We start from the raw sequence: 23500 nt of genomic DNA on the forward strand, positions 1-23500 counted from the left end.
GACACAGTCATGGTGATCAGTCGGTTTCCCGATGGGCGGACGGCTTGCAGGATGTAACCCATGCGAGTCCGTCCCGATCCGTTCCTGGCCTTGCTCCTCGTGACCGTCGGCGTCGCGTCGCTCTTCCCCGCGCGCGGCGCGGCGGTCGGGGTCGTCGACGTCGCCGTCACCGCCGCGATCGCCCTGCTGTTCTTCCTCTACGGCGCCCGCCTCTCCGCCGCCGAGGCGCTGGGCGGGCTGCGGAACTGGCGGCTGCACGGCACCGTCCTGGCGGCGACGTTCGTGCTGTTCCCACTGCTCGGCCTGTCGGTGCTGCTGCTGCCGGAGTGGCTGCTGCCCGCGCCGCTCGCCGCCGGCGTCGTGTTCCTGTGCTGTCTGCCGTCGACCGTGCAGTCCTCGATCGCCTTCACCGGCATCGCCCGCGGCAACGTGCCCGCCGCGATCGTCGCGGCGTCGGTGTCGAACGTGCTCGGGGTGGTCCTCACCCCTGTGCTGGCCGCGCTGCTGCTGGCCACCAGCGGCGGGTTCGACGCATCGAGCTTCGGTGACATCGCGCTCCGCCTGCTGGTGCCCTTCCTCGCCGGGCAGGCCGCACGGCCGCTCATCGGCCGGTTCGTGGCCCGGCACAAGAAGCGTCTGTCGCTGGTGGACCGCGGGTCGATCCTGCTCGTCGTCTACGCCGCGTTCAGCGAGGGCGTCGTCGCCGGGATCTGGGGACGGCTCACCCCGGTCTCGCTGCTCGTGCTGCTCGGGATCTGCCTGCTGCTGCTCGCGCTGGCGCTCGTGGTGACCTCGCTCGGGGCCCGCGCGCTCGGTTTCGACGACGCCGACCGCATCGCGATCGTGTTCTGCGGGTCGAAGAAGTCCCTGGCCAGCGGGCTGCCGATCGCCGGTGTGCTGTTCGGCGGCCCCGCCGGGGCGCTGGTGGTGCTGCCGCTGATGCTGTTCCACCAGATCCAGCTGATGGCGTGCGCGATGATCGCCGACCGGGTCGGCCGGCGCCGCGCGGCGCTCGACACCGACCGGGCCGCCGGAGCACCATCGCGGGCGCTACGCCGTCCGCCTGCCGTCTCTGCGGCGCCCCCGGTCCCGACGACGCCGGGGTCGCCGCCGTCGCGGGCTGGGTGACCGACCGCGACGAGCGCGGCCGCGACGGCCGGCTGTGCCCGGCCTGCGCACGCCGGCACGTCCGCGACATCGAGGCCAAGCTCGACGTCGAGTGGTGGTGACCGGCACCCCGTCCCGCACCGGAATCTGCGACGGACGCCGCGCGTTCGCATGCGTGACCGCTTCCGAGAGCTAGGTAGGTTTGACCGCATGGAGACCTGGGCCCCGACCGACGTCCCGGCACTGGAGGGCAGCGGCCCGCCGCTGCGCCTGCACGACACCGCCACCGGCCGGGTCCGGCCCACGGCGCCGGGCCCGGTCGCGACGATGTACGTCTGCGGGATCACCCCCTACGACGCGACCCACCTCGGCCACGCCGCCACCTACCTGACGTTCGACCTGGTCAACCGCTACTGGCGCGACCTCGGCCACGACGTGCACTACGTCCAGAACGTCACCGACATCGACGAGCCGCTGCTGGAGCGCGCCGAGCGCGACCAGGACGACTGGGTCGGGCTGGGCCTGCGCGAGACCGCCCTGTTCCGCGAGGACATGGAGGCGCTGCGCGTTCTGCCGCCCCGCCAGTTCGTCGGTGCCGTCGAGGCGATCCCCGAGATCGCCGAGCTGGTCGAGAAGCTCGTCGCCGCCGGCGCGGCCTACCGGATCGACGACCCGGAGTACCCCGACGTCTACCACGACGTCACCGCCACCGGGCACTTCGGCTACGAGTCGAACTACGACCTCGACACCATGCTGAGGTTCTCCGCCGAGCGCGGCGGCGACCCGGACCGGCCGGGCAAGCGCAACCGGCTCGACCCGCTGCTGTGGCGCACCGCGCGCCCCGGCGAGCCCGCCTGGGACTCCGGCCTCGGCCGCGGCCGCCCCGGCTGGCACGTGGAGTGCGCCGCGATCGGCCTGAACCGGCTCGGCCCGCAGATCGACCTCAACGGCGGCGGCTCGGACCTGATCTTCCCGCACCACGAGTGCGGCGCCCTGCACACCGAGTCCCTCACCGGTGAGCACCCGTTCGCCCGGCACTACGTGCACACCGGCATGATCGGCCTCGACGGCGAGAAGATGTCGAAGTCCAAGGGCAACCTGGTCTTCGTCTCCAAGCTGCGCAACGCCCGCGTCGACCCGAACGTCATCCGGGTCGCCCTGCTCGACGGGCACTACCGCACCGACCGGTCCTGGACCGACGAGGTGCACGCGAAGGGCGACCGGCGGGTGACCCGCTGGCGCGAGGCCGTCGGCCTCGACGCCGGGCCGGACGCGGCCGAGCTGGTCGCGAAGCTGCGGACCCACCTCGCCGACGACCTCGACACCCCCGGTGCGCTCGCCGCCGTCGACGCCTGGGCCGAGGAGGCGCTCACCCGCCGCGGTACCGACACCGCGGCCCCGCAGCAGGTGCGCACCGCGCTGGACGCGCTGCTCGGGGTGACCCTGTAGCCGGTCCGGTACCCGTCCCGACCGGCAGGGCGGGCGCCCGGCCGGGACACTCCGGGGATGGCCCTCAACGTGCTGGGCGGTGAGCTGGAGACCTGCGGGACCGATCCGCTCACCGGCTTCTACCGCAACGGATGCTGCGACACCGGGGGCGAGGACGCGGGCGTGCACACCGTCTGCGCCCGCGTCACCGCGGAGTTCCTCGACTTCTCCCGCGAGCAGGGCAACGACCTGACGACCCCGAACCCGCGCTTCGGGTTCCCCGGCCTGGTGCCGGGGGACCGGTGGTGCCTGTGCGCGAGCCGCTGGGCCGAGGCGCTGCGCGAGGGCGTCGCACCGCCGGTGGTGCTCGAGGCGACGCACGCCCGCACCCTCGAGTGGGTCGACCTCGACGACCTGCGGGCGCACGCCGACGGGTGAGACTCAGGCGCGGCGCGTCCGGTCGACCGCGAGGACGGCCGGCACGCCCGCCGCGAGCAGCGCCGCGGGCGCGAAGAACGCCACCAGCGGGTCCGTGTGGTAGACCGGCGTCAGCGCCACCGGCGATGCGGCCGTCCCGGCGAAGCGCACCGCCTGCACCACCGACACCGCCCCGCCCCCGCCCCCTCCGGCCGGGCCGAGGACCAGTGCGTTCACCCCGACCAGGATCAGCTGGCTGCACACACCGCCCAGCGCCCACAGTGCGACGACCACGCCCAGCACCGGCACCAGTCCGATCAGGGCGACGAGTACGCCGCCCCCGACGGCCCCGGTCAGCACGCAGCGGCGCGGGCCGAGCCGGTCCACCGCGCCGCCGATCAGGCGCGCGGTGAGGATCCCGGCCACCCCCAGCGCGGTCAGCACCAGCCCGCGCGGCCCAGCACCCAGCCCGAACTGCTCCTCCAGGCGCAGGGCGAGCAGGAAGTTCAGCCCGGCCAGACAGCCCCAGCCGATCGCCGCGACCAGCCCGAGCCGCAGCACCGGACCGGTCCACGCCGAGCGCAGCCGGGGGCGGGCGTCGCCGGTGGCGCGGGCCGAGCCGCCGGGGATCCCGACCACGCCGAGCAGCAGCGCGACGCCGGCCGCACCCCAGAAGGCCCACCGCCAGTCGACCTCGGCGGCCAGCCCGCCGAACAGCGGCGCCGAGGTCTGCCCGGCCGCCTGCAGCGACCCGAACCAGCCCAGCGCCCGGCCCAGCCGGTCCGGCTCCACCGCGGCGGCCAGCGCCGCCAGCAGAACCGGGGTGGTGAACGCGTTCGCGACACCCTGCAGCGCCCGCCCGGCCAGGAAGACCGGCCAGGACACCGCAAGCACGCAGGCCAGCGAGGCGACGACGTAGAGCGCGTACCCGGCGACGACGGTGCGCCCCCGTCCCCACCGGTCGCCGAGGGTGCCCGAGACGAGCATGACCCCGGCGAACGGCAGAAGGTACGTGGTGATCGACACCGACGCCGTCGCCGTCGGGACGCCGAAGTCGGCGCCCAGCTCCGGCAGCATCGCCGCGGTCAGGCCACCGCCGAAGGGCCCGAGGAAGGCACCCAGGAACAGCGCCGCCCGGCGCAGCGCCACCACGAGCCGCGGCCCGTCAGGAGTTGGGGCCGCGGCGGCGCAGGTAGCGCTCGAAGTCCGCCGCGATGGAGTCGCCGGAGGTCTCGCGCAGCTCGGTGCGGGCCTCCTCGTCGTCGGACTCCGAGGCCTGCTCCTCCAGCTGGCGCACGTACTCGCGGACCTCGTCGTCGGCGTCGGCCATCTCCGACACGGTCCGCTCCCACTCCTCGGCCTTCTCCGGCAGGACGCCGAGCGGCACCTCGACGTCGAGGGACTCCTCGATCCGGTGCAGCAGCGCGACCGCGGCCTTCGGGACCTGGGCCTGCGAGACGTAGTGCGGCACCTCGGCCCAGTAGGAGACGGCCGGGATGCCGGCCTGCACGCAGGCCTGCTGGAAGACCGCGACGATCCCGGTCGGGCCCTCGTAGTTCGACGGCTCGGTGCCCATCGCCTTCTGCGACTCCGCGTCCCAGGAGGTGCCGTTCACCGGCGTCGGTCGGGTGTGCGGGACCTCGGTGAGCAGGGCTCCCAATGTGATGACCTTCGTCACGCCGAGACGCTCCGCGTGGCCCACCAGTTCCGCGCAGAACGTCTTCCAGCGCAGGTTCGGCTCGATCCCGTTCACCAGGACGACGTGCCGGTCGGTGCCCGGCAGCGTCGCCCACGACAGCCGCGTGGTCTGCCACTCGATCCGCCGGGTGACGCCGTCGGAGAGCTTGACGTGCGGGCGCGTGACCTGGAAGTCGTAGTATTCCTCGGGATCGATCGAGGTCAGAGGCTTCGCGTCCCAGCTGAGCTCGAGGTGCTCCAGCGCGGTGCTCGCGGCCTCACCGGCGTCGTTCCAGCCCTCGAACGCCGCGATGAGGACCGGGTCGACCAGGTGCGGAGTGCTGTCGCCGCCCGTGGTGCTCGGCTCTCGGTCGGTCATCGCCCCAGCCTACGACCCCGCGGGCGCACGGCCGGGTTCCCTCCCCGTCACCAGGTACCGTGGTTGATCGTGTCAGCTACGACGGGAGCGGATCACTCGGTGGGCATCTCTTCGGACGACCACAGCACGACCCGCCCGATCGACCCCGAACGGGTCGATCGAGCGGCCCGGCGGACCGAGCAGCTGACGGAGCTGCTGGGTCGGCGCATCGGCGTCATCGACGGGGCGTGGGGCACCGTCATCCAGGGCCTCGGCCTGACCCCGGAGGACTACTCCGCGGACTGGCTGCACGGCCACCCCAAGGACACCAACGGCGACCCGGACCTGCTCAACCTCACCCGTCCGGACCTGATCCTGCAGGCGCACCGCAACTACTTCGACGCGGGCGCCGACCTGACGACGACCAACACCTTCACCGCGACCACGATCGGCCAGGCGGACTACGGCCTGGAGTCGAAGGTCGACGAGATGAACGTGGCCGCGGCGCGGCTGGCCCGCGAGGCCGCCGACGAGGCCGAGAAGGCCACCGGCGAGCCCAAGTGGGTGGCCGGCTCCATCGGTCCGCTGAACGTCACGCTGTCGCTGTCGCCGAAGGTCGACGACCCCGCCTACCGTGCGGTGTCCTACGAGCAGGTCTACGACTCCTACGCCCAGCAGATCGCCGCGCTGGACTCCGGCGGCGTCGACGTCCTGCTGATCGAGACCATCTTCGACACGTTGAACTCGAAGGCCGCGTTGCAGGCCGCGCACGACGTCGCCCCGCACCTTCCGGTGTGGATCTCGGTGACCATCGTCGACCGCTCCGGTCGCACCCTGTCCGGGCAGACCGTCGACGCGTTCTGGACCTCCGTGCGCCACGCCGCGCCGCTCGTCGTCGGGCTGAACTGCGCGCTGGGCGCCGACGAGATGCGCCCGCACGCCGTCGCGCTCGCCGAGATCAGCGACGCGTTCGTCGCGACCTACCCCAACGCGGGCCTGCCGAACGCCTTCGGCGGCTACGACGAGACCCCCGAGCAGACCGCGGACTTCCTCAAGGAGTTCGCCGAGTCCGGGTTGGTCAACATCGTCGGGGGCTGCTGCGGCACCGGGCCGGAGCACATCCGCCACATCGCCGACCGGGTCAAGGGGCTGCCGCCGCGGGTGCCGGCGCAGGCCCCGCAGCGCACCCGCTTCTCCGGCCTGGAGCGCTTCGAGATCGGCCCCGACACCGGGTTCGTGATGATCGGTGAGCGGACCAACGTCACCGGCTCCAAGCGGTTCCGCAGGCTCATCGAGTCGAAGGACTACAACGGCGCGCTCGACGTCGCGCTGGACATGGTCCGCGGCGGCGCGAACATGCTCGACGTCAACATGGACGCCGACCTGCTCGAGTCCGCCGACGAGATGCGCACCTTCCTCAACCTGCTGGCCACCGAGCCCGAGGTCGCCCGGCTGCCGATCATGATCGACAGCTCGCGGTGGTCGGTGATCGAGGCGGGCCTGCAGTGCGTGCAGGGCAAGGGCGTCGTCAACTCGATCAGCCTCAAGGAGGGCGAGGAGCCCTTCCTGGAGCAGGCCCGCAAGGTCAAGGCCTACGGCGCGGGCGTGGTGGTCATGGCCTTCGACGAGACCGGCCAGGCCGACACCGCGGACCGCAAGGTCGAGATCTGCGGCCGCGCCTACGACCTGCTCGTCGAGAAGGCCGGGCTCGACCCGCACGACATCATCTTCGACCCGAACATCCTCGCCATCGCCACCGGCATGGAGGAGCACAACGACTACGCGAAGGACTTCATCGAGGCCTGCCCGCGGATCAAGGAGCGCTGCCCCGGCGCCCACATCTCCGGTGGTGTCTCGAACCTGTCCTTCGCCTTCCGCGGCAACAACGTCGTCCGCGAGGCCATGGACTCGGCCTTCCTGTTCCACGCCATCAAGGCCGGCCTGGACATGGGGATCGTCAACGCCGGCCAGCTCGCGGTCTACCAGGACATCCCGGCCGACCTGCTCGAGATGGTCGAGGACGTCCTGTTCAACCGCCGCCCCGACGCCACCGACCGGCTCGTGGAGAACGCCGACCGGTTCAAGGGCGAGGGCACCCAGCGCAAGGTCGACCTGTCCTGGCGGGAGGCCGACGTCCGCGCCCGCCTGTCGCACGCGCTCGTGCACGGCATCGTCGACTTCGTCGAGGCCGACACCGAGGAGGCCCGTGCGCAGGCCGCGCGGCCGCTCGACGTCATCGAGGGCCCGCTGATGGACGGCATGAAGGTCGTCGGCGACCTGTTCGGCGACGGCAAGATGTTCCTGCCCCAGGTCGTGAAGTCCGCCCGCGTGATGAAGCGCGCCGTCGCCTACCTCGAGCCCTTCATGGAGAAGGAGAAGGAGGAGGCCAAGGCCCGCGGCGAGATCGACGCCCGCGGGCACGGCAAGGTCGTCATGGCCACGGTCAAGGGCGACGTGCACGACATCGGCAAGAACATCGTCGGGGTCGTGCTGGGCTGCAACAGCTACGAGGTCATCGACCTCGGCGTGATGGTGCCCGCGCAGACCATCCTCGACACCGCCGTCGCCGAGGGCGCCGACGTCGTCGGGCTGTCCGGCCTGATCACCCCCTCGCTCGACGAGATGGTGAGCGTGGCCACCGAGATGGAGCGGCGCGGCCTGAAGCTGCCGCTGCTCATCGGCGGGGCCACGACCTCCCGCCAGCACACCGCGGTGAAGATCGCCCAGCAGTACCAGGGCGACGTCCTGCACGTCCTGGACGCCTCCCGGGTCGTCGGGGTCGTGTCGGACCTGCTCGACGACGACCGCGCCGAGGTCCTGTCCCGGCGCAACGACGCCGACCAGCAGCGGCTGCGCGAGCAGCACGAGGGCCGGCAGGCCACGCCGCTGCTGCCCTTCGCCGACGCCGTCGCCAACCGCGAGAGCATCGACTTCGGTGAGCTGCCCGTCCCCGAGTTCACCGGGGCCCGCCCGTGCGAGCCCACGATCGCCGAACTCCGCGAGCTGATCGACTGGCAGTTCCTGTTCCTGGCCTGGGAGCTGAAGGGCAAGTTCCCGCAGATCCTGAACTCGCCGGTCGCCAAGGAGCTCTACGACGACGCCAACGCGATGCTCGACCAGATCATCGCCGAGGACCGGTTCACCGCCCGCGGCGTCTACGGCTTCTGGCCGGCCCGCGCCGAGGGCGAGGACATCGTGATCTCACCCGACGGCGGTGACGTGCGGCTGCCGATGCTGCGCCAGCAGACCGTCAAGCCGAAGGGGCGGGCCAACCGCAGCCTCGCCGACTACGTGGCGCCCGACGGGGACCACCTCGGCGCGTTCGCGGTGTCCATCCACGGCGCCGAGGACATGGCCGCCGAGTTCGAGACCGCGCTCGACGACTACAAGGCGATCATGGTGAAGGCGCTGGCCGACCGGCTCGCCGAGGCCTTCGCCGAGTACGCCCACCGGCAGGCCCGCCGCGAGTGGTTCGAGCCCGACGCGAACCAGGCCGTCGAGGACCTGCACGCCGAGCGGTTCCGGGGCATCCGTCCCGCGTTCGGCTACCCGGCCTGCCCGGACCACACGCTCAAGCGGCCGCTGTTCGACCTGCTGGGCGCCGAGGAGACCGGCGTGGGGCTCACCGAGTCCTTCGCCATGACCCCGGCGGCCGCGGTCAGCGGCATGATGTTCGCCCACCCGGAGTCGCGGTACTTCACCGTCGGCCGGATCGGGTCCGACCAGGTCGCCGACTACGCCGGCCGGCTCGGTGTGGACGTCGCCGTCGTCGAGAAGTGGCTGCGCCCGAACCTGGGGTACACCCCCGATGCCTGAGCCGACGACCCGGCCCGCGGGCGTGCTGCTGGACATGGACGGCACCCTGATCGACTCGGAGAAGGTGTGGGAGGTCGCCCTCAACGACCTCATGAAGCACCTCGGCGCCCCGGAGCTGAGCCTCGCGGCCCGCCTGGAGTCCGTCGGCGGCTCGCTCGACTCGTCGCTGTGGATCTGCTTCCGGGAGGCCGGGCGCGACCCCGGCACGATCCCCGCCGACGAGTACCGCGAGACCGGCGAGTGGCTCTACGACCGCGCCGGGGAGCTGTTCTCCCACGGCGTGCCGTGGCGCCCCGGTGCCCGGGAGCTGCTCGGTGCCCTGCGCGAGGCGGGCATCCCCGCCGTGCTCGTCACCAACACCATCCGGGTGCTGGTGGAGCGGGCGCTGGACACCCTGGGCCGGGAGCACTTCACCGCCGTCGTGCCCGGCGACGAGGTGCGCGAGCCCAAGCCGCAGCCCGAGCCCTACCGGCGCGGCGCCGAGCTGCTCGGGGTCGAACCGGGCGACTGCGTCGCGGTGGAGGACTCGCCGACGGGTGCGCTGTCGGCCGAGCGGGCCGGCTGCGCGGTGCTGGTGGTGCCCTGCGAGCTCGAGGTGCCGGCCGGTCCGCGCCGGGTGCTGCGCGAGACCCTCGCCGGGATCGGGCCGGCCGAGCTCGGGGCGGTCCTCGCGGAGGTCCGGGCCCGCTGAACGGCGCAGGCACCGGTGTGAGCGGGCCGTTCGCGGCGACGAGCGGCACCCCGACCTGGTCTTGCTCACTCCGGGTGAACCATCCGGCGCGGTCCGTTGCCCACACGGCTTACCGCCCCGGATGCGCCCGGCGTGCGGCGTGGGTCACCGTTCACACTGGTACCCGTGAAGACATTCGACGACTTGTTCGCCGAGCTGCAGGCCAAGGCCCAGGAGCGGCCGGCCGGTTCGGGGACCGTCGCCGCGCTGGACGCCGGGGTGCACGCCCAGGGCAAGAAGGTGCTCGAGGAGGCCGGTGAGGTCTGGATCGCCGCCGAGTACCAGGGCGACGACGAGCTGGCGGAGGAGATCTCGCAGCTGCTGTACCGGCTGCAGGTGATCATGCTCCAGCGGGGGCTCACCCTCGAGGACGTGTACAAGCATCTGTAGGTCGACCCGACCCACCGACACCACCACCGACGACGACCGTCAGGAGAGCGGAAATGCTCCGCGTGGCACTGCCGAACAAGGGCACCCTGGCCGAGCCCGCCGCGACGATGATGCGCGAGGCGGGGTACCGCCAGCGGACCGACTCGCGCGACCTCAGCGTGGTCGACGACGAGAACGAGATCGAGTTCTTCTACCTGCGGCCCAAGGACATCGCGACCTACGTCGGCAAGGGTGACCTGCATCTGGGCGTCACCGGCTTCGACCTCATGGAGGAGTCGGGCAGCCAGACCCAGGAGATCATCCCGCTCGGCTTCGGCAAGTCGCGGTTCCACTTCGCGGCCCCGGCCGACGCCGACTGGAAGATCGAAGACCTCGACGGCCGCAAGATCGCGACGTCCTACCCCCGTCTGGTCCGCTCGTACCTCTCCGGCAAGCGGATCGGCGCGGAGATCGTGAAGCTCGACGGCGCGGTGGAGATCTCCATCCAGCTGGGTCTGGCCGACGCGATCGCCGACGTCGTGTCCTCCGGGCGCACGTTGCGCCAGCACGGTCTGCAGATCATCGGCGAGGCCATCGCCACCTCGCAGGCCACGCTCATCGAGCGGGAGAAGCGGCACGACCGCGCCGAGGACGCCGAGACCACCCGCCTGAAGAAGGTCTTCGCCGACCGGCTGCAGGGCGTCGTCGTGGCCCGCGAGTACCTGATGATGGACTTCGACTGCCCGGAGGGGCTGCTGGAGGCCGTGGAGAAGGTCGCACCGGGCCTGCAGGCGCCGACGGTCTCGCCGCTGTCGAAGAAGGGCTGGGTCGCGGTCCGCACGATGGTGCGCACCAAGGACACGAACCGCGTGATGGACAAGCTCGCCGACATCGGCGCCACCGCGATCCTCACCTCGGAGATCCGGTCCTGCCGCGCGATGACGGTCAACGGCCACGGCCACTGAGCCCACCCCGTCCGACGTCCGTTCCCCCCACGGCGGCCCGCCCCGGTGACTCCGGTGGCGGGCCGCCGTCGTGCGGCCGGGGCGGTGCCGGCGGCCGTACGGCTAGCGGGCCCGGACGGTCAGGGCCTGGGCGATCCGGCCGGTGTGCCCGTCGTCGTCGAACAGGGTGGCCGAGCAGGTGCCCAGCCCGTCCGGCCCGACGACGGTCGCGGCGTCGACGCCGATCCACTCGCCGGCCGGGGCCCGGTGCAGGTGCACCGTCAGCTCGGTGTTGACGAACAACCAGCGCGTCACGTCCAGCGGTGCGGCGAGCCCGTTCGCACAGTCCGCGGCGACCATCAGTCGCTGCGCCGGGCTCGGATCCTCACCCTCGACGAGCGGGACCCGCATCCGGATCCAGCCGCGCCCCGGGCCCTCGTCGCCGAGGCTGCCCCCGTCGAGCCAGGCCCACTCGATCGCGTCGAGGAACCCGGGCAGCCAGCCGTCCGGCCGCTCGGTGCGCACGACGGCGGCGTCCCGCCCGGGCAGCGCGGCTGCCTGCCCCTGCGCGACGACGGCGGTGTCGGACGCGGCGAGCCGCCAGGCCCGGGCCCGCAGCACGTCCCGGTCACCGGCGCGCATCGTCGCCGACAGCAGCTCGATCGTCCGCCCGGGCCGCTCGACGCCCGCGGTGACCGTGACCGGCCCGGCGGGCACCGCCCCGAGCACCTCGACGGTGACGCGGGCGATCCGCCACCCCGCCTCGGCGCCGCCGGGGCGGGACTCGGGCAGCCGTTCGAGGGCGCGGACCAGCAGCGCCGAGGGCGGGCCCATGTGCTGGGCGTCGGCGAACCAGGGGCCGGTCGTCGACGGCGTCGCCTCGAAGGCGGCGTGGGTGACGCCGTCGGCGGTCTGCTCGCCGCGGGGCAGGTAGAACGGGCCGGGCGGGATAGGGGGCGGTGCGCTCACCCGTCGATCATGCCGCGCCGCCCGGCCAGCCGGGATACGGCGGGGGAGTACCGCCCCACGCGGGGCAGTGGGCCTTGTGGTCGCAGGTGCGGCAGGCCGGGCCGGTGCGGGGCCGGAAGTCCCCGGTGGGGGCGGCGAGCCGGATGGCGGTCCACACCGCCTCGAGCAGGCGCCCGAAGCGGGTGAGCTCCTCGGCGTCGGGCCGGTAGGCCAGGGCGGTGCCGTCGGCCAGGTAGAGCAGGCGCAGCTCGTCGGGGACGCGGCCGTGGGTCAGCAGGACGGCCAGTGCGTAGAACTTGAGCTGGAACAGCACGCCGGACTCGTAGCCCTCGCCGGGCGTCGCGCCGGTCTTGTAGTCGACCACCCGCAGCCCGTCGGGACCGTCGTCGAGCCGGTCCAGGATGCCGCGCAGCGGCACCGGCGCCGCGTCGCCGGCGCCGGGCAGGGCCGCCTCGATGCGGGTCTCCACCGCCGTCGCGGAGACGCCGGCCGGGTCCTCCAGGGCGAAGTAGCGGTCGAGCAGCGCGGAGGCCGAGTCCAGCCAGAGCGCGAGCTGCGGGTCCTCCGGGCCGCTGAACAGCGCCGCCGCGGCGGGCTCCGCGGCCGCGAGGTCGTCCCAGCAGGGGCCGAGCAGCTCCCGCGCGGCCTGCGGGGTCCGGTCGGCCGGGTCCCGGGCGAACAGCCGCTCCAGCACCGCGTGCACCAGTGTCCCGCGGACCTGCGCCTGCGACGGCGGCTCCGGGAGCCGATCGACCGCACGGAACCGGTAGAGCAGGGGGCAGCGGCGGAAGTCCGCCGCACGCGACGGGGACAGGGCGGGGGGACGCGGTGCGGTGGCGGCCGGGGACGCACCGGGTCCGGCCGCGCGGGCGGACGGGGGCTCCTGGACGGTCACGCGGGCAGGCTAGCCGGGCCCCCCGACGATTCCGGGATCCGATCAGCCGGGCGGGGCGGTCGTCGCCGGGTCGGGCTCGCCCTCGGGCACGGCCGGCGCGGGCGGGGCCGGCTCCGGGGGTGTGGAGGCGGGATCCCCGGGCGCGGCCGGGTCGGCCGAGCCCTCCGGCACCGGAGTCGCGCCGGGTGCCGGTGACGGTGCGGTCGCCGGTGGCGTCGCGGCGGGGGCCGGTGCCGTGCACGCGGTCAGGAGGTCCTCCGGGCCGGCGTCCGGGCAGGTCGAGCCGTCGGCGAGGCCGCCGTGCAGAACGTCCGGCTCGCGCGGGTTCTCCGGGCCGCCGAGCAGGGTGTCGGCTCCGGCGCCGCCGTAGAGCCGGTCGGCCCCGTCCCCGCCGGAGAGGCGGTCGTCGCCGTCGCCGCCGAGCAGCACGTCGTCCCCGGCCCCGCCGTCGAGTACGTCGTCCCCGCCCGCCCCGACCAGGCAGTCCCGGCCCGGGGACCCCGTGATGCGGTCGGGTCCGGGGGTGCCCACGACGAGCAGCGGCCCGGTCGCACCCGGCCGGTCGGTGCGGGCGTCGAACACGGCGCCGTCGCCGCTGAGGACGACGGTCTCGGTGACCGAGGTGATGCCGGCGTCGACGCACTCGGCGGGCGGGGCGGCGACGGCCGGGACGACGCTCGGCGAGGCGACCCGCAGGGACCGGGTGCCGAGCAGGTTCGTGCCGATCCTCAGGGTCCCGTCCACCCGGTCGGTGAAGCCGCCCGAGACCGCCAGCCGGAGCGTCGCCGCCTCGGTGCGCGGCAGCAGCACGACCGGTCCGACCGCGACGGTCAGGGGGACCGTCACCACGGTGCCGGGCGCGAGCGTGGTGACCACGCGGTCCTTCCCGTCGAGCAGCGCGCAGTACGACTCGGCGGTCCGCGACCCGATCCGGACGGTGAGCGACCCGACGTTCAGGCCGTCGAGCAGCCCGCCGACCCCGGTGGTGCAGGCGGTCGAGGAGTACGCGGGCAGCGACACCGACAGCGTCGCCGGCACCGAACCGCGGTAGTCCACGGTCACCGAGGTGGTCGTCGTCGAGTTCGCCCGCAGGCCGGTCAGGGCGACCGCGGGCGGGGTCGCGCGCCCGCCCAGCACCACCGTGCCCGCCGAGGTCGAACCCGCGGCACCCGGGTCGCTGTCGGTGAACACGGCCCAGGTGCCCCAGGCCGTGGCCGACACCGCGACGAGCACGGCCGCGGCCCCCAGCGCGAGCGCTGCCCGCCGCCGGGGGACCGCCGGGCTCACGACTGGTTCAGGGTGAACGTCGACCCGACGGTGATCCGGTCGCCCTGCACCTTGTTGTCCGCCGACGGCGGCAGCGCGAAGGTCAGCGTGTAGGTACCGGTGGCCCCGGCGCCCAGCGGCCCGGACGGCAGCGGGCTCTGGACGAAGGTGCGCAGCGGAACCGCCGCCCCCGCGGTGCCCACCCCCGGCCCGGAGACGACCTGGACGGTCATCTCCTCCTGCAGGTTGCCGCCGGCGGCGCAGGCGTTCGCGGCCACCTTCTCCGCCTCCGCCTCGGGCTCGGTGCAGGTGACGTCGGACCCGGTCGCGGTCAGCGATCCGGTGACGGTGCCGGGGACGGAACCGGCGTTGCGGACGTCGACGGTGACGGTGGTGGAGAAGCCGGGGGCGATGGTGGCCTGGTTGAAGAGGACCTTGTCGGCGTTGGAGCCGACGGTGAGGTCGAGGGTGCCGGAGGAGACCTGCCCACCCGGCCCGTCCTCGGTGTCGGTGAAGGCGGCGTAGGTGCCGAGGCCGATCGCGAGTACCGCGACCGCGACCGCGACGACACCGATCCCGACGCGTGTGCGTGTGTCCATGCGCGTGGAGGTTCCCATTGCATCGTCGCAGCTCACCGCCCGATCGTGTACGTCGGGTGTCCGGGAGCGGACCTAGGGTGAGCGGATGGGCCGAGATTCCGTCGCTCCCTCGCATACGTCATGGCCGGTGCCGGCCGTATCCCGCCCGTCCGCGTGGCGCCGGATCGGTGGGGCGCTCGTCACCGTCGTCGTGCTCGGGCTGGTCGGGATGGCCGCGGCGGTCGCGGTCGTCCCAGCGCTGACCGGGTCCCGCGCGTACACGGTGCTGTCCGGGAGCATGGTCCCGACCCTTCCCGTGGGCTCGCTGGTCGTGTCCCGCCCGGTGGACGCGGCCGACGTCGTGATCGGTGACGTGATCTCGTTCGTCGATCGCGACCGGACCAGCGGCGAGACCCGGACCGTCACCCACCGTGTGGTCGCGGTCGATCCCGGCCCCGCGTTCACCACCCGCGGCGACGCGAACCCGGCGCGGGATCCGCATCCGGTGACGGCGCGGGACCTGCTGGGCCGGGTCTGGTACCACCTGCCCTGGGTCGGTGGCGCAGCCGGGTTCCTGCGCACCGGCCCGGGCCTGGTGGTCGGTGGGGGAGCGGTGCTCCTGCTGCTGGGGCTCGGCCTGCTCGTGCCGCGCCGCCGACGCCCCGGCGACCGGGCCGTGCGGGAGCGCGGATAGCGTCGTCGCCCGTGCACGACGCCCTCCCGACCTCCGACGGTGCCACCGGTCCCGTCGACGCCGACCCCACCGACGCCGACCCCACCGACGCCGACCCCACCGACGCCGACCCCACCGACGCCGACCTCACCGACGCCGACCTCACCGGCGCCGACCCGGCCGACGCCGACCCCGCCGACGACGACCACGTCGCCGGGAGCGCCGACGTCGTCTGGGAGCCCCCGCGCCGCGGCGGGCCGTTCCGCGAGGGCGACCGGGTCCAGCTCACCGACCCCAAGGGGCGCCGCTACACCGTCGTCCTCCAGGCCGGCGGGGCGTACCACACCCACCGCGGCCAGATCGACCACGACGACATCATCGGCTCGCCCGAGGGCGGGCTCGTGCACTCCGCGGCGAACACGCCGTACCTGACCATGCGCCCCCGCCTGGCCGACTACGTGCTGTCGATGCCCCGCGGCGCCCAGGTGATCTACCCCAAGGACTCCGCGCAGATCCTCATGTGGGGCGACGTGTTCCCCGGCGCGCGGGTACTGGAGGCCGGCGCCGGGTCCGGCGCGCTGACCTGCTCGCTGCTGCAGGCCGTCGGGCCGACCGGCAAGGTGATCTCCTACGAGGTCCGCGACGACCACGCCCCGCACGCGGTCACCAACGTCGAGACCTTCTTCGGCCACCGGCCCCCGCACTGGGAGCTGACCGTCGGTGACGTCCGGCAGCACCGCGGCGAGGTCGACCGGGTCGTGCTGGACATGCTCTCGCCGTGGGACGTGCTCGACACCGTGCGCGACTGCCTGGTGCCGGGCGGGATCCTCGTCGGCTACGTCGCGACCACCACCCAGCTGTCGGTGCTCACCGAGGCGCTGCGGGAGATGCAGTGCTGGACCGAGCCCGAGTCCTGGGAGGCGATGGTCCGCCCCTGGCACGTGGTGGGTCTGGCTGTCCGTCCGGAGCATCGGATGATCGCCCATACGGCCTTCCTGCTGACCACCCGGCGGCTCGCCGACGGCGTCACGCCGCCCCGGCAGCAGCGACGGCCGACCGGCCGCTGACCTGTGCGTTCTGTCCGGTTTCGACCGGATCGCGGCCGCGACGCGCCGGAGCGCGGAACGAGAACGTTACGAACTACCCTCCGTGTGGACGTGGCGGTGACGCCCGTGAAGCCGCAGAGTGACCACATGGTGCCGACCGGCTGAGGCCCGGATCACCGGTTCGACGCACCGTCGCGGTCACCCGTCACGGGTACCGTGGTGAGACGGAACACGGAGGGAGGCTGCCGTGAACCACCCCTACGACGACGGTCCCGGCAACCAGGGTTTCCAGTCTGACCGCGACCTCAGCCCCGCTGAGGCCGCCGAGCACATCCGTCATCTCGAGCACGAGATCTCCTCGCTGCGTCAACGGCTGACCGAGACGCCCCGGCACGCCCGAGTGCTGGAACAGCGGCTCGCCGAGACCACGAGCCGGCTCTCCGCGCTCAACGCTCGGAACGAGAAGCTGACCGAGACCCTCAAGGAGGCCCGCGGCCAGCTGGTCGCGCTCCGCGAGGAGGTCGACCGGCTCGCGCAGCCGCCGTCCGGCTACGGGGTCTTCCTCGGCCGGTACGACGACGACACGGTCGACGTCTTCACCTCCGGCCGCCGGATGCGGGTCCCCGTGTCCCCGGCGGTCGAGGGCGAGACGCTGCGCAGCGGCCAGTCCGTCCGGCTCAACGAGGCGCTCACCGTGGTCGAGGCCATGGGCTTCGAGCAGGTCGGTGACCTCTACTCGCTGCGGGAGATCATCTCCCGTCCGGGTGAGGACGGCTCGGCCGGTCGCGGCCTGGTCGTCGGCCACTCCGACGAGGAGCGGGTCGTCTGGCTGGCGGCGCCGCTGTTCGAGCTCGGACAGGAGGAGGGCACCAGCCCGCTCAAGTCCGGCGACTCGGTCATGGTCGACTCGCGGGCGGGCTACGCCTACGAGCGGGTCGCCAAGGCCGAGGTCGAGGACCTCGTGCTCGAGGAGGTCCCGGACATCGCCTACTCCGACATCGGCGGCCTGTCCCGGCAGATCGAGCAGATCCAGGACGCGGTCGAGCTGCCGTTCCTGCACACCGAGCTGTTCACCCAGTACGAGCTGCGCCCGCCCAAGGGCGTGCTGCTCTACGGGCCGCCCGGCTGCGGGAAGACGCTCATCGCGAAGGCCGTCGCGAACTCGCTGGCGAAGAAGATCGCCAAGCAGCGGGGCGACGACCCGGACGAGGGGCGCGCGTTCTTCCTCAACATCAAGGGCCCCGAGCTGCTCAACAAGTTCGTCGGCGAGACCGAGCGGCACATCCGGCTGATCTTCCAGCGCGCGCGGGAGAAGGCGAGCGCCGGCACCCCGGTGATCGTGTTCTTCGACGAGATGGACTCGATCTTCCGGACCCGTGGCTCGGGTGTGTCCTCCGACGTGGAGACGACGATCGTCCCCCAGCTCCTGGCCGAGATCGACGGCGTCGAGGGCCTGGAGAACGTCATCGTCATCGGTGCCTCGAACCGTGAGGACATGATCGACCCGGCGATCCTGCGGCCGGGCCGGCTCGACGTGAAGATCAAGATCGAGCGCCCGGACGCCGAGGGCGCGATCGACATCTTCTCCAAGTACATCACCGACACCCTGCCCATCCACGAGGACGACCTGGCCGAGTTCGGCGGCGACCGCACGGCGTGCACCACCGCGATGATCCAGCGGATCGTCGAGCGGATGTACGACGAGTCCGAGGAGAACCGCTTCCTCGAGGTCACCTACGCCAACGGGGACAAGGAGACCCTCTACTTCAAGGACTTCAACTCCGGCGCGATGATCCAGAACATCGTCGATCGCGGGAAGAAGTCCGCGATCAAGGCGGTGCTCGAGTCCGGCCAGCCGGGGCTGCGGGTCCAGCACCTGCTGGACGCGATCGTCGACGAGTTCGCCGAGAACGAGGACCTCCCGAACACGACCAACCCCGACGACTGGGCGCGGATCTCGGGCAAGAAGGGGGAGCGGATCGTCTACATCCGCACCCTGGTCACCGGCAAGAACGACGCCACCGGCCGTGCGATCGACACCGCGTCGAACACCGGCCAGTACCTGTAGGCGCGCTCCGCGCGCACGGGCCCCGCCGCATCCTGCGGCGGGGCCCGTCGTGTGTCCGGGGATCGTCACCCGGTGGAATGATGTCCGGACGAAACGGGCATCCTGTGCACGGAGCCGTGCACGTCCGTGTCGCGGCCCGCCACCACGGAGGTCGTCATGGCCGGCATCATCGGGCGCATCAGCGCATTCCTGAAGAGCCCGCAGGGGCGTCGCTACAGCGACCAGGCCAAGCGGATGGCGAGCGATCCGCGCAACCGGCAGCGGGCGCAGGACATGCTGCGCCGCTTCCGCGGGAAGCGCTGAGCGCTGTCCGATCCGTTCACGACGCCGGGCCGCCCGCGGCCTAGCGTCGTGGGCATGGACACCTCGATCGGCGCCGAGCTCGACATGATCGGCATCGTGGTCACCGACATGACCCGCTCGCTGGCCTTCTACCGCCTGCTGGGGCTGGAGTTCCCCGAGGGCTCCGAGACCGAGGCGCACGTGGAGACCACGCTGCGCGGCGGTGTGCGTCTGGCCCTGGACCTGCAGTCGATGGTGGAGGGCTTCCACCCGGGCGCCGCCCCGGACGGCCACGGACGGGTCGGGCTGGCGTTCCGGCTGCCGACCGTCGCGGCCGTCGACGACGCCTGGCGCCGGATCACCGCGGCCGGTCACGCCTCGGTGCTGGACCCGTTCGACGCGCCGTGGGGGCAGCGCTACGCCACCGTCGCCGACCCCGACGGCTCGTCGCTGGACCTGTTCGCCTGGGCCTGACCCGCGGCGCGGACCCCGCTCACCGCGGGCCGGGCGGCGGCGGGAGCGCCAGTGCCAGCAGCCGCGACGACAACGACTTGCCGTGCGTGTCCAGCTCGGTCGACACGGTGACCCCGCCGCCGCGGATCCCGGTGCAGACGAACTGCAGGCAGCTCACCCGGGGCAGCTCGTGGCGGGTGACCTCGCCGCCGACCCAGCGGTCCAGGCCCGCCCGCACCAGCTGCGGGGTCAGCACGGCCACGAGCAGCGGGTAGAACGCGTCGTCGTACGGGACCACGGTCAGCGTCGCCACCGTCCCCTTGTCCCCCGCGCGGCAGTGCGCGATCTCATGCAGCAGCACAGCCGGCCTCCAGGACGGTGACCCGCGGGACGACGGCCGCGCGGGGGACGAGGGTGGACAGCACACCGACGACCTCGTCGAGCCGGGCGCGCACACCGCCCCCGCCCGCCGGGCCGTTGGTGTAGAGCGCCTCCACCTCGTGGGCGAGGACGTCGAGCACGACCGGGTCGTGGTGCAGCGCCGCGACCCGCAGCCGCGCGTCGGTGTCGCCGCCGCGGACCTCGATCCGGGGGGCGACGGCGAGGCCGCGGACCCGCTCGGCGACGACGTCGGCGGCCAGCCGGGCCCGGGCCGCGGCGTTCGGGCCCACGTAGGAGATCCCGGCCTCGACCCGGTGCCCGGCCCGGTAGCCGACGCTGACCTTGAGCTCGTCCGGGCGGGCCCGGCCGGTGGCGCCGGTGACGCGGACCCGGTCGGGGCCGTCGTCGTCCACGGACACGCCGCGCAGGTCCAGGACGACGTCGGGGGTGCGGTAGCCGGTCGGGTCGGTCACCTCGTAGAGCAGCTGCTCGCGGACCGTGTGCCGGTCGAGTCGGCCGCCGGTGCCGTCGAGCTTGCCGTAGCGCGCGGTCCCGTCGGCGGCGACGTCGGCGAACGGGAACCCGAGATCGGCGAGCCGGGGGACGTCGAGGTGCCCGGGGTCGGCGGCGTACCCGCCGGTCAGCTGTCCGGCGCACTCCAGCAGATGTCCCACCAGGGTGCCCGCGGCGGCCTCGTCCGGGTGGTCGAGATCCCACCCGAGCCGGTGCGCCAGCGGCGCGAGGAACAGCGAGGGGTCCGCCACCCGCCCGGTGACGACGACCGCGGCTCCGGTGTCCAGCGCGGGCGCGATCGCGTCGGCGCCGAGGTAGGCGTTGGCCGACACGAGCTCGCCGTGCTCGTGCAGGGGGACGCCGTCCTCGGCCGCGCGCGCCGCGGGGTCGACCACGTCGAGCACGTCGTCGCCGGTCACGACGGCCACCGGCGCGGCGGACCCGAGGCGGTCGAGGTGCTCGCGCACGACACGACCGGCCGCCGGTGGGTTGGCCGCCCCCATGTTGGTGAGCAGCCGGACCCCGCCCGCGAGCAGGTCCGGCAGCAGCGCGGTCAGCCGCTGCCCGAGCCGGGGGTCGTACCCGGTGGCCGGGTCGGCGAGGCGCCGGCGGTGGCCGAGGGCGATGGTGCGCTCGGCGAGGCACTCCAGGACGAGGTCGTCGAGCGCGCCGCGGCGGGCCAGGTCGACCGCGGGCCCGATGCGGTCACCGGCGAAGCCTGCACCGCTGCCGATCCGGGTGGTGGCCGAGGGCATCGGGGTCTCTCCTCAGAGGCTCAGGGCGCCGGTGAGCAGCGCGACGACGGTCATGACGGCGGTGGTGCCGAACGCCCACCCGAAGACGAACCGCTGGTGGCGGCCCAGCTCGACGGCGGTGAGCCCGAGCAGGATGAAGGTCGAGGCGGTGAGCGGGCTGAGCGGGAACCCGGTGGTCATCTGGCCCAGGATCGCGGCCCGGGCGACCTCCGCCGGGTCGCCGCCCAGCGCGGCCGAGGTCTCCGCCAGCACCGGCAGGACGCCGAAGTAGTACGCGTCCGGGGTGAACACCAGGCTGAGCGGCATCGAGGTCAGCGCCACCGCGACGGGGAGCACGCCGCCCGCGCCCTCGGGGACGAGCCCGACCAGCGACTGCGCCATCGCGGCGATCATCCCGGTGCCGCCCAGGACGCCGGTGAACACGCCCGCCGCGAAGATCATCGCCGTCACCAGCACGACGTTGTGGCCGTGCTTCTCGAACAGCGCGCGCTGGCCGTCCCAGGTCGGCCGGTTGACCAGCAGTGCGACGACGAAGGCGCAGAGGAACACCACCGGCAGGTCGGCCAGCTGCAGGAGCAGCACGACGACCAGGGTCAGGGTGAGCACGACGTTGACCACGAACCGGACCCGGTCGGCCCGCGACCGCACGGCGGGCGCCCCGGCGGCCCCGGGTGCGTCGGCGGGCTCGGGCAGCGCGACGACGCCGAGGCGGGCGCGTTCGCGGCGGCCGATGACCCAGGCCGCGAGCAGCACCCAGGCGATCCCGGCGGCCATGGCGGGCAGCAGCGGCACGAACACGTCGGAGGCGGTGAGGTCGAGCGCGGCCATCGCCCGCGCCGTCGGGCCGCCCCACGGGATCATGTTCATCACCCCGGCCCCGAGGCACACCAGCGCCGCCAGCACGATCCGGCGCATCCCGAGCCGGTCGTAGAGGGGCAGCATGGCGCTCACCATGATCAGGAAGGTGGAGGCGCCGTCACCGTCGAGGGCGACGAGCACGGTCAGCGCGGCCGTGCCGACGCAGATCTTCAACGGATCCCCGCCCGCCCACCGGACCACCCGGCGGATCGCCGGGTCGAACAGCCCGGTGTCGAGCATCAGGCTGAAGTACAGGATCGCGAAGGTGATCATGAAGGCGACCGGGGCGACGGTCTCCAGACCGGTCGCGACGTACTCGCCCAGCCCGCCGCCCAGCCCGGCGGCGACGGCGGCGGCGGCCGGGACGACGGTCAGGGCCAGCAGCACCGACACCCGCCCGGACAGCACGGCCGCCAGGAACACGGCGATGGTCAGGAATCCGATCGCGGCGAGCATCGTCGACCTCCTCGTCGGCGTCCGGGCCGGCATCGGCCCGGACGTACGGTGCGGGCCGGAACCTATGATCGTCAAAGACCGAATCCGGATCGACTGATGCGGTGGCGACATGGATCTGACGTTGCAGCAGCTCAGGACGGTGGTCGCGGTGCACGACGCGGGGGGATTCACCGCGGCCGCGGCCGTGCTGCGGACTGCGCAGCCCTCGCTGAGCCGCACGGTCGCCGAGGTCGAGCGGCTTCTCGGGGCGCGGCTGTTCGAGCGGACCACCCGCCGCCTGGAACCGACCCCGGCCGGCGCGGCGGTCGTCGCGGCCGCGCGCCGGGCCCTCGACGGGGTCGCGGCGGAGCTGCGCCACGTCGAGCACGTCCTGGACGGGCAGGCGGGCACCGTGCGGATCGCGACGCTGCCGTCCCTCGCGGCGATCCTGCTCCCGGGGGTGGTGTCGGCGTTCCTGCACCGCCGCCCGGGGGTCCGCCCGGAGATCTCCGACGCCCTCGCCGACGAGGTCACCGAGCGGGTGCGTTCCGGCCGGGCCGACCTCGCCGTCACCGTGGTGCACGGCCGGGCCCCCGAGGACCTCCTGGTCACCCCGGTGGCCGCCGACCGGTTCTGCGCCCTGCTGCCTCCCGGTCACCCGCTCGCCGGGCGCCCGGAGCTGCGCTGGACCGACCTCGACGGCGAGGAGTTCGTCGACTTCGACGCGTCCACGAGCATCCGCCAGCACGTGGACCGGGCGCTGGCCGAGTCGGGCAGCCGCCCCGGGCGCGGCGTCGCGGCCCGCAACATCGCCGCGGTCGCGGGGCTCGTCGCGGCCGGCCTCGGCGTGACGGCCGTGCCCGGGCTGGTGGTGCCGCTCACCGGTTTCGCCGGACTGGCCGCGGTCCCGCTCGCCGATCCGGTCGTCCGGCGGCGGATCGCGCTGGTGCTCCCGCGTGGACGCCGCCCCGTCCCGGCCGCGTCCGCGTTCGCCGGGCTGCTGACCGGGGCGTCGGTACGGCCGCCCCTGCCGGCGCACGCGCGGTGGGCGGCACCGGTCGCGCCTCTCGGCACGGGGGACCGGGCCTAGGAGCCCGGCCGGACGGCGACCGGGAGGGCACCGGGGGCCACCCCGGCCAGGGCCCGGACCTCGCGGGACAGGTGGGGCTGGTCGGCGTAGCCGGTGCGGGCGGCGACGGCGGCCGGGGGACGCCGTCGTACAGCAGCGCGGCCGCGGCCCGGAAGCGCAGCACCCGCCGTGCGACGGCCGGTCCGTACCCGAGAGTGGCGACGCAGCGGCGGTGCAGGGTGCGTCCGGTGACGCCGAGCCGGTCGGCCAGCTCCGCGGCGGGCATGCCCCCGGCCAGGGCGCGCAGCGCGGGACGGGGGAGCGGGGCGGGCGTCCGGTCGTCCACCGCCGCCGCCTGCAGGGCGAGGGCCAGCCGGGCGAGCCACGCGGCGTCGCCGTCGCCGTCGTCGGCG

Annotated in this window: 21 protein-coding genes and 1 pseudogene; 13 read left to right on the top strand and 9 right to left on the bottom strand. The window is 73.8% G+C overall.

Annotation, left to right across the window (positions count from 1 at the left end; genetic code table 11):
• Positions 1–60: 60 nt before the first annotated feature.
• The 3 genes from AC0GKK_RS01325 to AC0GKK_RS01335 all read left to right on the top strand — a co-directional run bounded on the left by AC0GKK_RS01325 (position 61) and on the right by AC0GKK_RS01335 (position 2973).
• Entirely contained in the window at positions 61–1128 is a 1068-nt protein-coding gene (locus tag AC0GKK_RS01325; RefSeq protein ID WP_476651492.1) for a bile acid:sodium symporter family protein, read from the top strand.
• Between the two features lie 189 nt (positions 1129–1317).
• Positions 1318–2556: a cysteine--1-D-myo-inosityl 2-amino-2-deoxy-alpha-D-glucopyranoside ligase gene (gene mshC / locus AC0GKK_RS01330; protein WP_489882952.1), complete on the top strand. Its 1239-nt coding sequence runs from the start codon at positions 1318–1320 to the stop codon at positions 2554–2556.
• 57 nt (positions 2557–2613) lie between these two features.
• A complete protein-coding gene (locus AC0GKK_RS01335) occupies positions 2614–2973 on the top strand; it encodes a DUF2237 family protein (protein WP_208820900.1) in 360 nt (119 codons plus the stop codon).
• 3 nt (positions 2974–2976) lie between these two features.
• Here AC0GKK_RS01335 and AC0GKK_RS01340 read toward each other — a convergent pair whose 3' ends face one another.
• Both AC0GKK_RS01340 and AC0GKK_RS01345 read right to left on the bottom strand, forming a co-directional pair.
• A complete protein-coding gene (locus AC0GKK_RS01340; protein ID WP_476651490.1) occupies positions 2977–4104 on the bottom strand; it encodes an MFS transporter in 1128 nt (375 codons plus the stop codon).
• 13 nt (positions 4105–4117) lie between these two features.
• Positions 4118–5008 carry a PAC2 family protein gene (locus AC0GKK_RS01345; protein WP_062395159.1) on the bottom strand — a complete coding sequence of 297 codons (891 nt, stop codon included), beginning with the start codon at positions 5006–5008 and terminating at the stop codon, positions 4118–4120.
• Between the two features lie 138 nt (positions 5009–5146).
• Between AC0GKK_RS01345 and metH the strand changes: the two genes are divergently transcribed.
• From metH to hisG, 4 genes are all read left to right on the top strand, one after another.
• Positions 5147–8803, top strand: a complete 3657-nt coding sequence (metH, locus tag AC0GKK_RS01350; protein ID WP_489884077.1) for a methionine synthase — start codon at positions 5147–5149, stop codon at positions 8801–8803.
• Positions 8796–9494: an HAD family hydrolase gene (locus tag AC0GKK_RS01355; protein WP_489882953.1), complete on the top strand. Its 699-nt coding sequence runs from the start codon at positions 8796–8798 to the stop codon at positions 9492–9494. Before metH ends, AC0GKK_RS01355 begins: the two co-directional genes overlap by 8 nt.
• Positions 9495–9659: 165 nt before the next feature.
• Entirely contained in the window at positions 9660–9923 is a 264-nt protein-coding gene (locus AC0GKK_RS01360) for a phosphoribosyl-ATP diphosphatase (protein ID WP_062395155.1), read from the top strand.
• A 53-nt stretch (positions 9924–9976) separates the two neighbouring features.
• Positions 9977–10867 carry an ATP phosphoribosyltransferase gene (hisG, locus tag AC0GKK_RS01365; protein WP_100877718.1) on the top strand — a complete coding sequence of 297 codons (891 nt, stop codon included), beginning with the start codon at positions 9977–9979 and terminating at the stop codon, positions 10865–10867.
• 102 nt (positions 10868–10969) lie between these two features.
• On the opposite strand, the gene AC0GKK_RS01370 is transcribed toward hisG, so the two are convergent.
• The 4 genes from AC0GKK_RS01370 to AC0GKK_RS01385 are packed head-to-tail and all read right to left on the bottom strand — an operon-like array spanning position 10970 to position 14575.
• Positions 10970–11815, bottom strand: coding sequence for a thioesterase family protein (locus AC0GKK_RS01370; protein WP_379672762.1), 846 nt, complete (start codon positions 11813–11815; stop codon positions 10970–10972).
• 7 nt (positions 11816–11822) lie between these two features.
• A complete protein-coding gene (locus AC0GKK_RS01375) occupies positions 11823–12710 on the bottom strand; it encodes a RecB family exonuclease (RefSeq protein ID WP_489882954.1) in 888 nt (295 codons plus the stop codon).
• 42 nt (positions 12711–12752) lie between these two features.
• Entirely contained in the window at positions 12753–13997 is a 1245-nt protein-coding gene (locus AC0GKK_RS01380) for a calcium-binding protein (protein WP_489882955.1), read from the bottom strand.
• Positions 13994–14575 carry a TasA family protein gene (locus AC0GKK_RS01385; RefSeq protein ID WP_489882956.1) on the bottom strand — a complete coding sequence of 194 codons (582 nt, stop codon included), beginning with the start codon at positions 14573–14575 and terminating at the stop codon, positions 13994–13996. The genes AC0GKK_RS01380 and AC0GKK_RS01385 overlap by 4 nt, the downstream gene beginning before the upstream one ends.
• Before the next feature lie 127 nt (positions 14576–14702).
• Here AC0GKK_RS01385 and AC0GKK_RS01390 point away from each other — a divergent pair, with 127 nt between their 5' ends.
• The 5 genes and pseudogenes from AC0GKK_RS01390 (at position 14703) to AC0GKK_RS01410 (ending at position 19097) form a co-directional block, all read left to right on the top strand.
• On the top strand, positions 14703–15248 hold the full coding sequence (locus tag AC0GKK_RS01390) for a signal peptidase I (RefSeq protein ID WP_489882957.1): 546 nt from the start codon (positions 14703–14705) through the stop codon (positions 15246–15248).
• Between the two features lie 233 nt (positions 15249–15481).
• A pseudogene (locus AC0GKK_RS01395) lies at positions 15482–16294 on the top strand (tRNA (adenine-N1)-methyltransferase); the annotation flags it as partial.
• Between the two features lie 226 nt (positions 16295–16520).
• Positions 16521–18341, top strand: coding sequence for a proteasome ATPase (gene arc / locus AC0GKK_RS01400; RefSeq protein WP_489882958.1), 1821 nt, complete (start codon positions 16521–16523; stop codon positions 18339–18341).
• A 156-nt stretch (positions 18342–18497) separates the two neighbouring features.
• A complete protein-coding gene (locus AC0GKK_RS01405) occupies positions 18498–18644 on the top strand; it encodes a hypothetical protein (RefSeq protein WP_168172083.1) in 147 nt (48 codons plus the stop codon).
• 54 nt (positions 18645–18698) lie between these two features.
• On the top strand, positions 18699–19097 hold the full coding sequence (locus AC0GKK_RS01410; protein WP_489882959.1) for a VOC family protein: 399 nt from the start codon (positions 18699–18701) through the stop codon (positions 19095–19097).
• A 19-nt stretch (positions 19098–19116) separates the two neighbouring features.
• On the opposite strand, the gene AC0GKK_RS01415 is transcribed toward AC0GKK_RS01410, so the two are convergent.
• From AC0GKK_RS01415 to AC0GKK_RS01425, 3 genes are read right to left on the bottom strand one after another with little or no spacing between them, the layout of a single operon-like run.
• Complete coding sequence (locus tag AC0GKK_RS01415; RefSeq protein WP_489882960.1) at positions 19117–19437, bottom strand: AtuA-related protein; 321 nt, start codon at positions 19435–19437, stop codon at positions 19117–19119.
• Positions 19424–20725, bottom strand: a complete 1302-nt coding sequence (locus tag AC0GKK_RS01420; protein WP_489882961.1) for an acyclic terpene utilization AtuA family protein — start codon at positions 20723–20725, stop codon at positions 19424–19426. Before AC0GKK_RS01420 ends, AC0GKK_RS01415 begins: the two co-directional genes overlap by 14 nt.
• A gap of 12 nt (positions 20726–20737) precedes the next feature.
• On the bottom strand, positions 20738–22039 hold the full coding sequence (locus AC0GKK_RS01425) for a CitMHS family transporter (RefSeq protein ID WP_489882962.1): 1302 nt from the start codon (positions 22037–22039) through the stop codon (positions 20738–20740).
• 109 nt (positions 22040–22148) lie between these two features.
• Between AC0GKK_RS01425 and AC0GKK_RS01430 the strand changes: the two genes are divergently transcribed.
• Complete coding sequence (locus AC0GKK_RS01430) at positions 22149–23108, top strand: LysR family transcriptional regulator (protein WP_489882963.1); 960 nt, start codon at positions 22149–22151, stop codon at positions 23106–23108.
• Positions 23109–23500 lie beyond the last annotated feature (392 nt).

It is taken from the genome of Pseudonocardia sp. P-1, from assembly GCF_058111925.1.

Bases quoted from the DNA above. Each gene is read 5' to 3' on its own strand.
- AC0GKK_RS01325 (WP_476651492.1), top strand. From the start codon at position 61: ATGCGAGTCCGTCCCGATCCGTTCCTGGCCTTGCTCCTCGTGACCGTC.
- mshC (WP_489882952.1), top strand. From the start codon at position 1,318: ATGGAGACCTGGGCCCCGACCGACGTCCCGGCACTGGAGGGCAGCGGC.
- AC0GKK_RS01335 (WP_208820900.1), top strand. From the start codon at position 2,614: ATGGCCCTCAACGTGCTGGGCGGTGAGCTGGAGACCTGCGGGACCGAT.
- AC0GKK_RS01345 (WP_062395159.1), bottom strand. From the start codon at position 5,008: ATGACCGACCGAGAGCCGAGCACCACGGGCGGCGACAGCACTCCGCAC.
- AC0GKK_RS01355 (WP_489882953.1), top strand. From the start codon at position 8,796: ATGCCTGAGCCGACGACCCGGCCCGCGGGCGTGCTGCTGGACATGGAC.
- hisG (WP_100877718.1), top strand. From the start codon at position 9,977: ATGCTCCGCGTGGCACTGCCGAACAAGGGCACCCTGGCCGAGCCCGCC.
- AC0GKK_RS01385 (WP_489882956.1), bottom strand. From the start codon at position 14,575: ATGGACACACGCACACGCGTCGGGATCGGTGTCGTCGCGGTCGCGGTC.
- AC0GKK_RS01405 (WP_168172083.1), top strand. From the start codon at position 18,498: ATGGCCGGCATCATCGGGCGCATCAGCGCATTCCTGAAGAGCCCGCAG.
- AC0GKK_RS01410 (WP_489882959.1), top strand. From the start codon at position 18,699: ATGGACACCTCGATCGGCGCCGAGCTCGACATGATCGGCATCGTGGTC.
- AC0GKK_RS01420 (WP_489882961.1), bottom strand. From the start codon at position 20,725: ATGCCCTCGGCCACCACCCGGATCGGCAGCGGTGCAGGCTTCGCCGGT.
- AC0GKK_RS01425 (WP_489882962.1), bottom strand. From the start codon at position 22,039: ATGCTCGCCGCGATCGGATTCCTGACCATCGCCGTGTTCCTGGCGGCC.
- AC0GKK_RS01430 (WP_489882963.1), top strand. From the start codon at position 22,149: ATGGATCTGACGTTGCAGCAGCTCAGGACGGTGGTCGCGGTGCACGAC.